The 15,928-nt window shown below is 62.5% G+C and carries 9 protein-coding genes; 6 read left to right on the top strand and 3 right to left on the bottom strand.

The genetic code is table 11. The features are described 5' to 3' along the window. Positions 1-171: 171 nt before the first annotated feature. The 5 genes from FFM53_RS05840 (at position 172) to FFM53_RS05820 (ending at position 7,940) form a co-directional block, all read left to right on the top strand. The gene (locus FFM53_RS05840; protein ID WP_138387699.1) at positions 172-1,767 is read left to right on the top strand and encodes a Do family serine endopeptidase; all 1,596 of its coding nucleotides are present in this window, start codon (positions 172-174) and stop codon (positions 1,765-1,767) included. Between the two features lie 66 nt (positions 1,768-1,833). Next, positions 1,834-2,589: a response regulator transcription factor gene (locus FFM53_RS05835; RefSeq protein ID WP_407073939.1), complete on the top strand. Its 756-nt coding sequence runs from the start codon at positions 1,834-1,836 to the stop codon at positions 2,587-2,589. Beyond that, positions 2,586-3,995 carry a sensor histidine kinase gene (locus FFM53_RS05830; protein ID WP_138328464.1) on the top strand — a complete coding sequence of 470 codons (1,410 nt, stop codon included), beginning with the start codon at positions 2,586-2,588 and terminating at the stop codon, positions 3,993-3,995. The genes FFM53_RS05835 and FFM53_RS05830 overlap by 4 nt, the downstream gene beginning before the upstream one ends. A 236-nt stretch (positions 3,996-4,231) precedes the next feature. Continuing rightward, the gene (locus tag FFM53_RS05825) at positions 4,232-7,189 is read left to right on the top strand and encodes a bifunctional [glutamine synthetase] adenylyltransferase/[glutamine synthetase]-adenylyl-L-tyrosine phosphorylase (protein WP_138387698.1); all 2,958 of its coding nucleotides are present in this window, start codon (positions 4,232-4,234) and stop codon (positions 7,187-7,189) included. Between the two features lie 100 nt (positions 7,190-7,289). Beyond that, complete coding sequence (locus tag FFM53_RS05820; RefSeq protein WP_138328462.1) at positions 7,290-7,940, top strand: glutathione S-transferase family protein; 651 nt, start codon at positions 7,290-7,292, stop codon at positions 7,938-7,940. 23 nt (positions 7,941-7,963) lie between these two features. Here the strand turns inward: FFM53_RS05820 and FFM53_RS05815 are convergent, their stop codons facing one another. The 3 genes from FFM53_RS05815 to FFM53_RS36820 all read right to left on the bottom strand — a co-directional run bounded on the left by FFM53_RS05815 (position 7,964) and on the right by FFM53_RS36820 (position 14,408). Further along, positions 7,964-10,273: a PAS domain-containing sensor histidine kinase gene (locus FFM53_RS05815; protein WP_138328461.1), complete on the bottom strand. Its 2,310-nt coding sequence runs from the start codon at positions 10,271-10,273 to the stop codon at positions 7,964-7,966. A gap of 191 nt (positions 10,274-10,464) precedes the next feature. Beyond that, a complete protein-coding gene (pepN, locus tag FFM53_RS05810; RefSeq protein WP_138387697.1) occupies positions 10,465-13,113 on the bottom strand; it encodes an aminopeptidase N in 2,649 nt (882 codons plus the stop codon). Positions 13,114-13,301: 188 nt separating this feature from the next. Next, complete coding sequence (locus FFM53_RS36820) at positions 13,302-14,408, bottom strand: methyl-accepting chemotaxis protein (RefSeq protein ID WP_138387696.1); 1,107 nt, start codon at positions 14,406-14,408, stop codon at positions 13,302-13,304. Positions 14,409-14,753: 345 nt separating this feature from the next. Between FFM53_RS36820 and FFM53_RS05800 the strand changes: the two genes are divergently transcribed. Then, the gene (locus FFM53_RS05800; RefSeq protein WP_138328458.1) at positions 14,754-15,692 is read left to right on the top strand and encodes a DMT family transporter; all 939 of its coding nucleotides are present in this window, start codon (positions 14,754-14,756) and stop codon (positions 15,690-15,692) included. Positions 15,693-15,928: the final 236 nt, after the last annotated feature.

Here is a 15,928-nt window from a genome sequence, read left to right as displayed (position 1 = left end):
CTGGCCGCCAGAGAAGCCGTCGGCACGTTTGGCCGAAAGCAAACCTTGCAAACATTACCAACTTTTCATTGGCCGGACAGTTCGCAGTAAGGTGCGGCGTCCTATATCTTTACTCATCGACTGATCCGGCGCCGCCGGTATGAAGATTTAAGAACAAGAGAAGGTGCTCCAATGCTGAAGAATTTCAACGGACGTCCGTCCCTCGCCACTGTGCTCAAGGCTTCTACCGTCGCCGGTATCGCAGCCGCTGTGCTTGCAACCGGCGTTCCGCTCGAAATCACCCGGTCTTATGCCGAAGCTGTCAAGGTTCAGGCGCCTGCCGTTCCGAGCTTCGCCAACGTCGTCGACGCCGTTTCACCGGCTGTCGTTTCCGTCCGGGTCGAAAACCGCGTCAATCCCGTCTCCGACAACAACAATGACGGCTTCTCCTTCGATTTCAACGGCCGCGGCTTCGACGACCTTCCCGACGATCATCCGCTGAAGCGGTTCTTCAAGCAGTTCGGCCAGGATCCGAACGATCAGCAGGGCCATTCCCGGCGCTTCGGCCAGAACGGGCCGAATGGCGGCCCGAATGGTCCGGGCGGCAAGGGTCGCCTCCGCCCCGTCGCTCAGGGCTCCGGCTTCTTCATCTCCGAGGATGGTTACATCGTAACCAACAATCACGTCGTTTCCGATGGCCAGGCCTTCGTCGCGGTCATGAATGACGGCACCGAGCTCGATGCCAAGCTGATCGGCAAGGATCCGCGCACCGACCTCGCCGTGCTGAAGGTCGACGGCAAGGGCAAGAAGTTCACCTACGTCAACTGGGCCGACGACAATAACGTCCGCGTCGGCGACTGGGTCGTTGCCGTCGGCAATCCCTTCGGCCTCGGCGGCACGGTCACGGCCGGCATCGTCTCGGCTCGCGGCCGCGATATCGGCTCCGGTCCCTATGACGATTACCTGCAGGTGGATGCCGCCGTGAACCGCGGCAACTCCGGCGGCCCGACCTTCAACCTCAGCGGCGAAGTCGTCGGCATCAATACCGCGATCTTCTCGCCGTCGGGCGGCAGCGTCGGCATCGCCTTCGCCATTCCCGCCTCGACTGCCAAGGACGTCGTCGCCGATCTGATGAAGGACGGCCAGGTCTCGCGCGGCTGGCTGGGTGTCCAGATCCAGCCGGTGACCAAGGACATCGCCGAATCCATCGGCCTTTCCGAGCCGAGCGGCGCCCTCGTCGTCGCCCCGCAGGCCGGATCGCCGGGTGACAAGGCCGGCATGAAGGCCGGCGACGTCGTCACCGCGCTGAACGGTGAGACGATCAAGGATGCCCGTGATCTCAGCCGCCGCATCGGCGCGATGCAGCCGGGCAGCAAGGTCGAGCTTTCGGTCTGGCGCGCCGGCAAGGCCCAGCCTCTCACCGTCGAACTCGGCACGCTGCCGATCGACCAGAAGGATGCGTCCGCCGATGACAACAACCAGCCGCAGCAGCCTGAGGCACCGGCTTCCGAGAAGGCGCTTGCCGATCTCGGCCTGACGGTCGGACCCTCCGATGACGGCAAGGGTCTGGCGATAACAGGCATCGACCCGAACTCCGATGCCGCCGACAAGGGCATCAAGGAAGGCGAGACGATCACCTCGGTCAACAACCAGGAAGTCTCCAGCGCCGACGATATCGTCAAGGTGCTGAACCAGGCGAAGAAGGACGGGCGCACCCGCGCGCTCTTCCAGATCCAGTCCAGTGAGGGGAGCCGTTTCGTAGCGCTTCCGATCAACGGCCAGGGCTGATCCTTAAGAAAACGAGAGCCGTGCGGACGAAACTCCGCACGGCTCTATTCTTCTGACCTTTGAAGGATGATCGCCATGAGCGCCACCCCGCAGGAAGATGCTTTGAGCCTTGCCGAAACGCAGCCGGCGGGTAATGTCGGCCGCATGAAGATTCTCATCATCGAAGATGATCTCGAAGCCGCGGTCTACCTCACGAAAGCCTTTCGCGAGGCGGGCATCGTCGCCGATCACGCCAGCGACGGCGAGAGCGGCCTGTTCATGGGGTCGGAAAATGCCTACGACGTCATCGTCATCGACCGCATGCTGCCGCGACGCGATGGGCTTTCCGTCATCAGCGAGCTGCGCCGCAAGGCCATCCATACGCCGGTCCTCATCCTCTCCGCGCTCGGCCAGGTCGACGACCGCGTGACCGGTCTTCGTGCCGGCGGCGATGATTACCTGCCGAAGCCTTATGCCTTCAGCGAGTTGCTGGCGCGCGTCGAGGTGCTCGGCCGCCGCAAGGGCACGCCGGATCAGGACGTCGTCTATCGCGTCGGCGATCTCGAACTCGACCGGCTCTCCCATGAGGTGCGCCGCGGCGGCAAGGAGATCCCGCTGCAGCCGCGCGAATTCCGCCTGCTCGAATATCTGATGAAGAATGCCGGGCAGGTGGTGACCCGCACCATGCTGCTCGAAAACGTCTGGGACTATCACTTCGACCCGCAGACCAACGTCATCGACGTCCATGTCTCGCGCCTGCGCTCGAAGATCGAGAAGGACTACAGCCAGCCGCTCCTGAAGACCATTCGCGGCGCGGGGTATATGATCAAGGATGAGGGATGAGCCGTTTCAAGGTTCTCTTCAAGTCCACCGCAGTCCGCCTTTCGGCACTCTATATCCTGCTTTTCGCCATCTGCGCCGCGACGCTCGTCTTCTATGTGACGGCAATGTCGGAGCGGCTGCTGACGGGCCAGATCCGCGACGCCGTCAGGCAGGAGGTGGAGCAGGTGCAACGCGCCTATGACTCCGGCGGCATGAACCTTCTCCTGCGCACGATGGAGCGGCGTGCCCGCCAGCCGGGCGCCAACCTCTACATCATTGCCGGTCCCTCGGGCGATATTCTCGCCGGCAACGTCGCGTCGGTGCAGCCGGGTGTCTTCGAGGAGATCGGCTGGACCTCCGCGCCCTTCGGCTACCAGCGTTATACCGACAGCGGCGTCGAGCGCCGCCACAAGGCGATTGCCAATATCTTCGTACTCGACAATGGCCTCAGAATCCTGATCGGCCGCGACCTCGGCGACCCCGAGCGTTTCCGTCTGCTGGTGCGCCAGGCGCTGATGGTGGCCTTGGCGATCATGGGGCTTGGCGCCATCATCATCTGGTTCGGCATCGGCCGCAACGCGCTGAAACGCATCGACCGCATGTCGGATGCGAGCAAGAAGATCATGGCCGGCGACCTGTCGCAGCGCCTGCCGGTGGGCGGATCCGGCGATGAATTCGACCGCTTGTCGATGTCTTTGAATACCATGCTGGAGCGCATCGAGAAGCTGAACGAAGGCCTGCGGCAGGTCTCCGACAACATCGCCCACGATCTCAAGACGCCGTTGACGCGGCTGCGCAACAAGGCGGCCGATGCGCTCGATATCGCCGATGGCGAGACGCGGCGCACCGCGCTCGAAGGTATCATTTCCGAATCGGACCAGCTGATCCGCACCTTCAACGCACTGTTGATGATCTCCCGCGTCGAGGCCGGATCGGTCGCCGCCGAGATGTCGCCGGTGGAGCTTTCGGCCATCGTCTCCGATAGCGCCGAGCTTTACGAACCGGCGGCGGAGGAGGCGGGGCTTGGCTTGAGCTCCAGCATCGAACCCGATGTCGAGGTGCAGGGCAATCGCGAACTGATCGGCCAGGCGATCTTCAACCTGCTCGACAATGCCATCAAATATTCTTCCGATACGGAAGGGGCGGGCAAGGTAACACTGAAGCTCGCCCGCCGCCCGGATGGCATCTGCCTTTCGGTGGCCGACCATGGGCCGGGCGTTCCGGCCGACAGGCGCGACGACGTGGTGAAGCGCTTCGTCCGCCTCGACGAAAGCCGGTCGAAGCCGGGAACGGGGCTCGGGCTTTCACTGGTGGAAGCGGTGATGGAACTGCACAACGGTCGGTTGGAACTCTCCGATACCGATCCCGACAAGCCCGAAAAGCGCGGATTGACCGTCAGCATGATCTTCCCCGCCAAGGCTGCCTGATTGCCGAGACTGATGATCGGCTGAATCGCGTATTGGTGGTTTTCCACCTAGACCCTAGTTTAATGCCGATCGAAGGAGGCGTTCCCGCGATTCTGCGTGGTCGTTTCCCTCGAGCATGTCGCGCAAAAGTGTGCAGCGGTTTTGCGATAACGGCATGCGTAAAACAAAGGCCTAAAGCGCAAGGAGCGAATCTGAAAGATCGCGATGCGCTTTAGGCGCTAAGGCAGGGAGAGCGCATGCTGACGAAATCGACGCATGGTCTGAAGGATGTGGCCGAAGGGCTGCTGCGTCCGCTGAACCAGACGGAGTTGAAGCTGGCGCTGGCCGACCTTCAGGAGGCCGGCAGACACGAGCCGTCGGTGGCTGCGATGCTGAAGACGGAGAGCCCGCTTCGCGATTTCATTGCGGCCGTGCTGACGCTGTCGCCTTATCTGCGCGAAATGGTCAATCTCGACCCGGTCGTCCTCGCTGGCGCCATCACTGAACCGCTGGAGCCGCAGATCGAGGCGCTGGTTGCCGAGGCGCGGCGCTGCTGGCAACCGGACGGCGAGGGGGCAGCTCCCTCGGAATCCGTGGTGATGAGCAGGTTGCGCGTCATCAAGCGCAAGGTGGCCTTCCTCGTTGCGCTCGCCGATCTCGCGCGTATCTTCGACGGCCGGGCGACGACGGCTTGGCTGAGCGAGCTTGCCGAAGCTTCGGTTGCCGCCGCGATCGACCATCTGCTGCTGGCGGCGCATGAGGGTGGAAAGCTGCGGCTGCCGGATATGGCGGCGCCGAGCGACGGCTCCGGGCTGATCGTGCTCGGCATGGGCAAACTCGGCGCATCCGAACTCAACTATTCCTCCGATATCGACCTCGTCGTCGTCTTCGACGAACAGGCAGGAATCGTGCCCGACCCGGATGACGCGATCGAGATTTTCCCCAGGATGATGCGGCGGCTGGTGCGCATCCTGCAGGAGCGGACAGCGGACGGCTACGTCTTCCGCACCGATCTCAGACTGCGCCCCGATCCCGGCTCGACACCGCTGGCGATCCCGGTCGATGCGGCGATGATCTATTATGAGGGCAGGGGCCAGAACTGGGAGCGGGCGGCCTTCATCAAGGCGCGCGCGGTTGCCGGCGACTTGACCGCGGGCGGCGAATTCCTGCGCGGGCTAGCCCCGTTCGTCTTCCGCAAATATCTCGATTACGCGGCGATTGCCGATATCCATTCGATCAAGCGGCAGATTCATGCGCATAAGGGCCACGGCGCCATTGCGGTCAAGGGTCATAACGTCAAGCTCGGCCGCGGCGGCATTCGCGAGATCGAATTCTTCGTCCAGACGCAGCAGCTGATCGCCGGCGGCCGCATGCCGGCATTGCGTGGCCGGGCGACGGAGGAGACGCTCGGTGAACTCACCAAGGCGAAATGGATCGACGCGGAAACCCGTGACGAACTGACGGAGGCCTACTGGTTCCTGCGCGATGTCGAGCATCGCATCCAGATGGTGCGCGACGAGCAGACCCACCTGCTGCCGGAGACAGATGCCGACCTGAAGCGCATCGCCTTCATGATGGGATTCAGCGACACGCCGAGCTTCACCGAACGGCTGGTCGGCGTGCTGAAGACCGTGGAGCGGCGTTATGCCCACCTCTTCGAGCAGGAGAGCAAGCTCTCGACCGACACCGGCAACCTCGTCTTCACCGGCCAGGGCGACGACCCGGATACGCTGGAGACGCTGAAGAAGCTCGGCTTCACCAGACCGTCCGACATTTCGCGCATCATCCGCACCTGGCACTACGGCCGCTACCGGGCGACGCAATCAGTCGAGGCGCGCGAAAGGCTGACGGAGCTGGCGCCGCAGCTCCTGCGGGTCTTCGGCGAAAGCAAGCGCGCCGACGAGGCGCTGCTGCGCTTCGACAGCTTCATCTCCGGCCTTCCCTCCGGCATCCAGCTGTTTTCGCTGCTCGGCAGCAACCCGGCGCTGCTGTCGCTGATCGTCAACATCATGTCCTCGGCGCCCCGGCTTGCCGAGGTGATTGCCGCCAGGCCGCATGTCTTCGACGGCATGCTCGATCCCGGCCTGATGGCCGAGCTGCCGACGCGCGACTATCTCGGCGAACGGCTGAAGGGCTCGCTTGCCCAGGCCCGCCACTATGAAGAGGTGCTCGACCGGCTGCGCATCTTCGCCGCCGAGCAGCGCTTTCTGATCGGCATCCGCCTGCTCACCGGTGCGATCAACGGCGGGATGGCCGCACGTGCCTTCACCCATCTCGCCGACCTCATCATTGCGGCGGCACTCGATGCCGTGGTCGGCGAGATGCGGGCAGCACACGGCGACTATCCCGGCGGGCGCATCGCGGTCGCCGGCATGGGCAAGCTCGGCAGCTTCGAGCTGACGGCCGGTTCCGACATCGATCTGATCCTGCTCTATGATTATGACGATGCGGCTTCCGAATCCGACGGGCCGAAGCCGCTCGATGCGACGCGTTACTTCACCCGCATCACCCAGAGACTGATGGCCGCCTTGTCGGCGCCGACCGCCGAAGGCGTGCTCTATGAGGTCGACATGCGGCTGCGCCCATCCGGCAACAAGGGGCCGGTCGCCACCCGCATCAATGCCTTCGGCAAATATCAGCGTGAAGAGGCATGGACCTGGGAGCATATGGCGCTCAGCCGCGCCCGGCTGATTTGCGGCGATGAGAGCCTGATCGCCGAGGCGGAACATATCGTCCGCGAGGTGCTGTCGGCCGATCGCGACATCGCCAAGGTGGCGCATGATGTCGCCGAAATGCGCGAACTGATCGACAAGGAAAAGCCGCCCTCCGGCCCGTGGGACCTGAAGCTCATTCCCGGCGGCGTCATCGATCTCGAATTCATCGCCCAGTATCTGGCGCTGATCGCGCCGACCAAGGGCGTCGGCATTGCCGTCAATGAGGTGAGCACCGGCGAAGCCCTGAAGGTACTTGGCGAGCCGCTGATGACAACAGTCGATCTCGACATATGCCTCGAGGCCTTCACGCTTTATACCGGCCTTTCGCAACTGATCCGCCTCTCCATCGACGGCCTGTTCGATCCGAAGGAGGCGCCCGCGGGTCTCGTCGAACTCGTCTGCCGCGCCGGCGACTGCCCTGACATCAAGACGCTGGAAGCGGAGGTGAAGCGGCTGTCGAAAGCGGTTCGGAAAATATTCCTGAATGTCGTGAAAGCCTGATCTCACATCAGATGGAACGACCGCGAGGATTATCTCGAGCGTCGCCTGTCGGATTCTCGTTTAGCCAGTCGTCCTCAGGACAAAGCTATGGAGAACACCAATGACGATTACCATTACCGCTTTTGAACGGTCGCCCGATCGCGGCAGGGGTCTGGCGCGTGACATGCGCGTTCGCTGGGCGCTCGAAGAAGTGGGCCAGCCTTACGACGTTCGTCTTGTTTCGTTCAAGACGATGAGAGAACCCGCGCATCTCGCACTTCAGCCTTTCGGGCAGATCCCGACCTATGAGGAAGGCGATCTCGCTTTATTCGAGTCCGGCGCGATCGTCTTCCATATCGGCGAGCACCAAGCGGGCCTCCTGCCGAACGATGCGAATGCCCGGGCGCGCGCGCTCACATGGATGTTTGCCGCGCTCAACACGGTGGAGCCGCCGATCTTCGACCGCGCTCTCGTCATGATCCTCGAGCGCGACAAGCCTTGGTACGACCATCGCCTTTCCGCCCTTGAGGACAGCATCCGAAAACGGCTGGCCGACCTCTCCCACCGTCTTGGCGATGCCGACTGGCTCGATGGTGCGTTCAGCGCCGGTGACCTGCTGATGGTGTCGGTGCTGCTCAGGTTGAAGGGATCTGCTATACTGGGGGAATATCCGAACCTCTCCGCCTATGTCGCCCGCGGCGAAACGCGGCCGGCATACAAGCGTGCTTTCGCCGCTCAGCTGGCGGTTTTCACCGCCGCATCGGCCGGTTGAAAAAGACCGGCTCTGGCCTGAGCTTAGATATCGTCAGGAATGCGCAGCGAGATCACGGTGCCGACCGCTTCGCGTGAGCGGATCTTCATGCGGCCGCCATGCAGCGAGGTCAGCGAGCGGGAGATGGCGAGCCCGAGGCCGGAGCCACCCTTGCTTTTGGCATATTGGCTCTGCACCTGCTCAAAGGGCTGGCCGATCTTCGACAGCGCCGAGCGTGGAATACCGATGCCGGTGTCGGCGATGGTGACGACGACGGCGCCGTCGACGCGGCGGGTGCGCACCGCGATGCGGCCGCCATTGTCGGTGAACTTCACCGCATTGGAGAGCAGGTTGAGCAGCACCTGTTTCATCGCCCGGCGGTCGGCCATCAGCGTTAGGCCGGAGCAGATGCGCTGTTCGATGACGATGTTCTTTTCAGCCGCGGGCATGGCGGTGAAGCGCAGGCTTTCCTCGATCAGCGGCACAAGATCGATGCGCTCGCAATGCAGCCTGACATGGCCGGCTTCGATCTTCGACATGTCGAGAATGTCGTTGATGACGTTGAGCAGATGTTTGCCGCTGTCATGAATATCGCGGGCATATTCGTCGTATTTCAGCGAGCCGAGCGGACCGAACATCTGGTTCTGCAGGATTTCCGAGAAGCCGAGGATGGCGTTGAGCGGCGTGCGCAGCTCATGCGACATGTTGGCGAGGAATTCCGATTTCGCCTTGTTGGCGGCCTCGGCGCGTTCCTTCTCCGCCTGGTAGTTGGCGTTGGCCGTCGAAAGCTCGGATTTCTGGATCTCCAGCGTCTGGCGCGAGGCGGAAAGATCGCCGATCGTCGCCATCAGCCGGCGCTCGGATTCGCGCAGCCGCTCCTGATGGCGTTTCATCAGCGTGATGTCGGTGCCGACCGAGACCCTGCCGCCGTCGCGGGTGCGCCGCTCGTTGATCTGCAGCCAGCGCTCGTCGGCAAGCTGCACCTCCGTCGTACGCGAATAACCGGAGCCGTCGGCATCGGAAATCCGCCGTTCGATGACAGGCCGGGCGGCGGCGGCATTGACGGTCGAGCGCTCGGTGCCGGGCACGAGCACGCTGTCCGGCAGGCCATAGGCCTGCTGGAAATGCGTGTTGCACATGACCAGCCGATCGTTCTTGTCCCAGAGCACGAAGGCTTCCGAGGTGCATTCGATGGCGTCGGCCAGGCGCTGGTCGGCTTCTGCGTAGCGCTGGGCGAGCCGATGCTGTTCGGTCACGTCCATCGCGATACCGATCAGGTGCATACGGCCGGAATTGCTGCGGATCACCTGGGCGCGCGCCCGCATCCAGACATAGTGGCCGCCGGCATGACGCATGCGGAAGATCTGATCGACCTGGCCGGAAGCGCCCTTGCCGATGGCGCGCGCGATCTCGTAGAGCCCGCCGTCATCGGGATGCATCAGGCGGGCGGCTTCGCCGAAACCCATCGTCTTGTCGGAGCCCGGCAGACCGAGCATGTCGTACATCGAGCGCGACCAGAAGAATTCGCGGTTCTCGAAATCGAAGTCCCAGAGGCCGCAGCGGCCGCGCGACAGCGCCGTCTCGACGCGCAGGTTCGATTCCAGGAAGATGTCGTCGGCGTCGCGGGCGCGCTTTACCTGCGTGTAATAGGCATAGAGGATGACGAGCAGGATGGAGGAGATGCCGGCAAACAGCGTGACGTTGAGCGCCAGTTCCTCGCGCCAGAGCCGGTCGATCTCGTCAAGCGAGGTGGCGGCGACGATATAACCGCCGGCATTGCCCATCAGCGTGATCTCGGCATAGTGCGGCACGCCGCCGATCGTCGTTTCGATGACGCCGGCGCGATCGCCGAAGCGGCGGATCGCCGAGACCTCGGGGAAGAAATCGCCGACATTGCTGCCAACATGCGAAAGCCCGGCGGTGGTCGCGGCAAAAACCTTGCCGCTTGCCTGCACGAGCAGCACGAAAGCGCCGCTGTCCAGCCGGTCCTGCGGCAGGTATTTGGCGAGGCGGGCCTGCGCCCCGGTAATATCGCCGCTGTCGAAGATGTCGGCCGCATCTGCAAACACCGCAGAGGCGGTCGCCGCCGAAAGTGCGGTGGCATGGCGCGCCGAGGCCTCCAGACGCCCATATTCGCTCATCATGCCGAAGAAATGCGAGGCGGCGACGACGGAGAGGAAGGCGACGATCAGCGCCGGGATGGCCCGCTTCAAGACCAGCTCGGCCTTCGGCAGATAACGGAGAAGTGGTTCCGATGTCGCATGGCCCGAAAGGCTGTCGCGCCAGGCTTTGAGCCCGTCAAAATCGACACGCAGCCGTCCTCCGGCCACGGTTGCCCGCCGCACGTCCATCATCTCTTCGCCTGTCCCTCATGTGATTCGCGCGCCGCTCGCTCGAACCTGACCTAGAGAATCATGGGTGATTCGCCTTGTCCAGAGGCAAAGGTAAAAATCCGTTAACTATTTATAATTTCGGGTTTTTCCAGGTGATTCGAGGTGCTGGGCGACCGGCCGCCGATTTTCTCCTGATGGCCAGTCGAAGCAAATTACCCTTTAAGCGTGCGCTCGACGATATCGCGCACGTCGGTCGAAAGATCGGCGGCTCGCTCGATCTCGATCAGCGCCGAGCGGGCGTGATCGGCACGCACGGGTTCGAGCGAGCGCCAGGAGCGCATCGAGGTGAGGATGCGGGCGGCAAGCTGAGGGTTGCGCCTGTCGATATCGAGAATCTGATCCGCGAGGAAGCGATAGCCTTCGCCATCGGCGCGGCCGAATCCCGTCGGGTTGGCAAAGGCGAAGGTGCCGACCAGCGACCGCATCCGGTTTGGATTGGTGCGCTTGAAGAGCGGATCGTCCATCAGGGCGCGGACCCGTCCCAGGGTTTTTACGCCCGGAATGCCGGCCTGGATCGCGAACCATTTGTCGATGACGAGCGCATTTTCCGCGAAGCGGTCACGGAAGGTGGCGAGCGCCTCGCTCGTCTCCGCGCTGTCGGGAAAACGATGCGCGAGGATCGTCAGCGCATGACTGAGATCGGTCATATTGTTGGCCGCATCGAAGGCGGCCTTGGCGCGGGCCGGCGTCTCTTCGGCATGCGAGAGGTAGGTGAGGGCGCTATTGCGCAGCGCCCGCAGGCCGGCGCTTTTCGCATCCGGGTTGAAATCGCCTGATGTCGTCATCGCTGCGTAGAGGCCGGCAAAGACATCCTTTCCGGCATCGGCGATCTGTTTCAGGACCGCCTGCCGGCCGGCATGGATGGCATCGGGATCGTTGTTGCCGCCAAGTTCACGGGCGATATCGGATTCGCTCGGCAGAGCCAGCGCCTGGGCGCGGAAGGCGGGCTCGAGGCTCTCGTCGGCGGCGGCGGCAATCAGCGTCTCGACGAAGGTCGCCTCGCAGATCACAGGCTTGCCCTCGCGGGCGTCGCGTGCCGCTTTCAGCAGGTTCGGCAGCGCCAGGTCGGTCAATGCCTGCCAGCGGGCGAAGTGATCGGTCTCATGGCGGGCGAGACGGGCAAGATCGGCCGGGCTCTGATCGAAATGCAGGTTGATCGGCGCCGAGAAGCTGCGGTTGATCGAAACGACCGGCCGCGAGCCAACGCCATGGAACACGGCCGTCTGCGTGCGACCTGTGAGATGCAGCACCTCGCCGGCATATTCCGCGCCGTCGACCGAGGTCGGCTCGATCTTGCCGCCGTTTTCGCCAAACAGCGCGAGGCTGAGCGGAATATGCATCGGCTCCTTGCTCGGCTGGCCGGGCGTTGCCGGGATCATCTGTTCGAGCGACAGGGTGAAGCTGCCGGCCGCCGCATCATAGCTGCCCGATGCGGTGACGAGCGGCGTGCCGGCCTGATGGTACCAGAGCGAAAATTGCGTGAGGTCGCGTCCGCTTGCATCCTCGAAGCATTTGACGAAATCCTCGATCGTCACGGCCTCACCGTCATGGCGGTCGAAATAGAGGTCCATGCCTTTCTTGAAGCCGTCCTTGCCGAGCAGCGTCGCGATCATGCGCGTGACTTCGCTGCCCTTTTCATAGACGGTCGTCGTGTAGAAATTATTGATCTCACGATATGTCGTCGGCCGCACCGGATGGGCGAGCGGGCCGCCATCTTCCGGGAACTGCTCCGATTTCAGGTGGCGCACTTCGGCGATGCGCTTGACGGCGCGCGAGCGCTGGTCGGAAGAGAATTCGTGGTCGCGATAGACCGTGAGGCCTTCCTTGAGGCACAGCTGGAACCAGTCGCGGCAGGTGATGCGGTTGCCGGTCCAGTTGTGGAAATATTCATGCGCGATGATCGTCTCGATATTGGCATAGTCGGCATCGGTGGCGATCTCGGGATCGGCAAGCACGTATTTGTCGTTGAAGACGTTGAGGCCCTTGTTCTCCATCGCGCCCATGTTGAAGTCGGAGACGGCGACGATCATGAAGATGTCGAGATCGTATTCGCGGCCGAACCTCTCTTCGTCCCACTTCATCGAGCGTTTCAGGGCGTCCATGGCATAGGCTGCGCGCGGCTCCTTGCCGTGCTCGACATAGATCTTCAGCACCACCTCACGGCCGGACATGGTCGTGAACGTATCTTCGACGACGCCGAGATCGCCGGCGACGAGCGCAAAGAGATAGCTCGGCTTCGGATGCGGATCGAACCAGGCGGCGAAATGCTTGCCGGGGCCGTAGCCGGCGCCGCCGAGGAAGTTGCCGTTCGACAAAAGCAGCGGGTTGGCGTCCTTGTCGGCGATGATGTTGACCGTGAACGGCGCAAGCACGTCGGGCCGGTCGGGGAAATAGGTGATGCGGCGGAAACCCTCCGCCTCGCATTGCGTGCAGTAGATGCCGCCGGTGCGGTAAAGGCCCATCAGCTTGGTGTTGGCCTCAGGGTTGATGACGGTGGTGATCGTCAGTTCGAAGGGCGCGCTCTCCGGCAGGTCGCGCACCGTCAGGCTTTCCGGTGTTGCGTCGTAACGCGAAGGGTCCAATTCCACCTGGTCTAACAGCAGCCCCGACAGCGTCAGTTCGTCGCCGTCGAGAACGATCGGCGCTGCCGGATCGGTGCCCGGGCGACGATGAAAGATCAGACGTGCCTCGACCTTTGTCTCCGTCGGGTCGAGTTCGAAGGTCAGGTCCACACGTTCCAGCACGAAGTCGGTGGGACGGTAATCTGCCAGATGAATGACCTGGCCGGTATCTGTTCGCATGGTGTTTCCTGAAGACCGTTATTTGATAACCGCGGAATACAGAGGCGGGCGCACTCTGCCATAAATTTTGCCGGGGATGATTACATTAAAGTCTGAACTAAACTTAAAGCAAATTGCCCGCGAACACCAAGTTCGCGGGCAAAATATCTTATTGGAAACGGATGAGCGCCACTGTGGGGCGACGGGTGCTACTTAAGGTTGAGCACAGCCTTGATCGTCGCGTCGTTTTCCGTCTGCTGCACGACGACGCCGTACCAGCCGAGCCCGTCGTAATCCTCGTAGCCGAGAGTGCGCGCGAAGGCGACGATCGAGCCGTTATTGTCGTAGTAGCTGCCTTTCGCCTGACCGGACGGATTGGCGAGCGCGAAATGCGAAAAGAGCAAGGCGGGATTGGTGGTGGCGATCACCCGGCTCTTGCCGTCGAGCAGCATGACCGTCGTTTTTTCTGCCAGCTGCGGCGGCAGGTTTGCCTCTTTCTCGACGATCGCCTGGCCCTGGTTCTGCCAGTCGAAATAGACGCCGAGCGTGCCGATCAGCCGCCCGTCGAGCTTGCCCTCCTCGCGGATGCCGGTGGCATAAACGAGCGCATGCCTGGCGTCGTGGAGCGGGCTCGATTTGACGTCGTCGACGATATAAGCGTCGCCGGAGGAGCAGGCCGACGCCGCGCGGAACCACGGATCGCCGGCAAGGCTCGTGCCGACGATCTTGCGCTGAAACTTGGGATTGGCGGATGCGATCACCTTGCCCGAGAGATCGGTCATGACGAGATCGAGGTAGACGGTGTAGAAGCGGTTGATGGCGCCGAGACGCTCCGCCGCAAAGGCGACGGTTTCCCGGCCCGGGTTCTGCAGCGCCTGCCAGAGCGCCGGATCTGTCGCCCACCAGCGCACATCGGCCGTGCGCTCGAAGAGATTGCGGACGATGAGCTGCACCAGCGTCTGCGCCAGATCGGTGAGACGAACGCCCTCCATCTCCTCGACCAGCGAATCGGCCATGGCGCGGCTGAGGCCGATGCGGCCAAGCACGTTGCTTTCGAACCTGCCGGTGATATCGGTCGCGATCTGCGCCAGTCGCTGCACCTCGTTGGCAACGACCGCAAAGCCCTTTCCGGTCTCGCCGGCTCTGGCTGCTTCGATCAGCGCATTGATCGCCAGCAGCTTGATCTGCTTGACGATATGGGTGTTGTCGGCGCTGAAGCGCTCGAGGTCGGTGCTGATGCCGTCGGTGACGACGCGCATGGAGCGCGGTGTCGCATTCTGCGACTGGGCAATGGTTTCGGCGCTAAGCGGCTTCATCAAATATGATCCTGGAAGGAGCGGGCAATTGTTTGTGTGGTGAAGAAAATTTCGAGATCAGCGATAAAAACGATGCTTGCCTATGGTTTTCAATTGGTTAACAGCTAGCCCCGCGAGATGAACATTTTCGGGGTGAATGGCTCAAAACGAGAAATTTCAGAGCGGTGGCGCATAAGCAGCACGGTTGGGCCTGCCGCTGACGGCGTTTCTGTGATTCTCTCACGTTGCTTGCGGTTTTTTCGCCAATCGGTTTTTTCTTTCGCTACGATGGAAGACGTCACCCGCTGCGTTCCCGAGTCGAACGCGTCCCCCCGTTCCGCTTGAGCAGTATTAAGAGCCAGGATCATGCACTCGGTTCTCAGAAACCCGATGAGAGGCATTGCGCTGAAAGTCTCGTCGGTCGTGGTCTTCCTGGCCATGCAGACCTTCATCAAGCTGGCGGGCTCAGACATCCCGCCGGGGCAGGTCACCTTCTGCAGGTCGTTCTTCGCGCTTTTCCCGATCATGGCCTATCTGGCCTATAACAGGCAGCTGCGCGCCGCCTTCTACACGGCCAATCCAGTCGGTCACCTGAAGCGCGGCACGATTGGCATCATGTCGATGGCTTTCGGTTTCTACGGCCTGCTGCATCTGCCGCTGCCCGAGGCGATTGCGCTCGGCTATGCGTTGCCACTCGTCGCCGTCATCTTCGCTGCCGTTTTTCTCGGCGAGACCGTACGCATCTATCGCTGGAGCGCCGTCCTGGTCGGCATCGTCGGAGTCGCCATCGTTTCCTGGCCGAAACTCACGCTGTTTCGCGACGGCGGCATGGAAGCAGAACAGGCCGTCGGCGCGCTCTGCGTGTTGCTCTCGGCCGTTCTCGGCGGCGTGGCGATGATCCAGGTGCGCCGCCTCGTCGAGGAAGAGAAGACGGCGACGATCGTGCTGTATTTCTCGATCACCGCCTCGGTCTTCTCGCTGGCTTCTCTTCCCTTCGGCTGGCTCATCCTGGCATGGCCGACGGCGCTCTATCTGATCGCCGCCGGTTTTTGCGGCGGTGTCGCACAGATCCTGCTGACGGAAAGTTACCGCCATGCCGACGTTTCCACCATCGCGCCGTTCGAATATACGTCGATCCTGCTCGGCGGCATTGTCGCCTACTTCGTCTTCGGCGACGTGCCGAGCGTGACCATGCTGATCGGCACCGTCATCGTCGTCGCCGCCGGCATCTTCATCATCTATCGCGAGCATCAGCTGGGCATCGAGCAGAGAGAGGCGCGCAAGGCCACGACGCCGCAAGCCTGACGCCTGCAAGCGCATATTTATCAAGGTTTTAACGCGGGGATTGCGGCGGCTTGAAACTTGCGCTCAAAGAGCGAAAAGAATGGTGAATTCTTGGGATACCGCCGGCCTGTGGAATATGATTGTTGAACATGAGAGAGTATCATTTATTCCAAGCTGTGCATGTCTGAATGGCCGCTGATGCCGGAGGAGCTCTCGGTGTCGTTGCTCCGAACGCTGGCCGGCGAGCGGGGGTGGAG

It is taken from the genome of Rhizobium indicum, from assembly GCF_005862305.2.
Lineage (GTDB): Bacteria > Pseudomonadota > Alphaproteobacteria > Rhizobiales > Rhizobiaceae > Rhizobium > Rhizobium indicum.
Note: the sequence above shows the minus strand (reverse complement) of the source record. Positions and strands in the feature narration are given on the sequence as shown.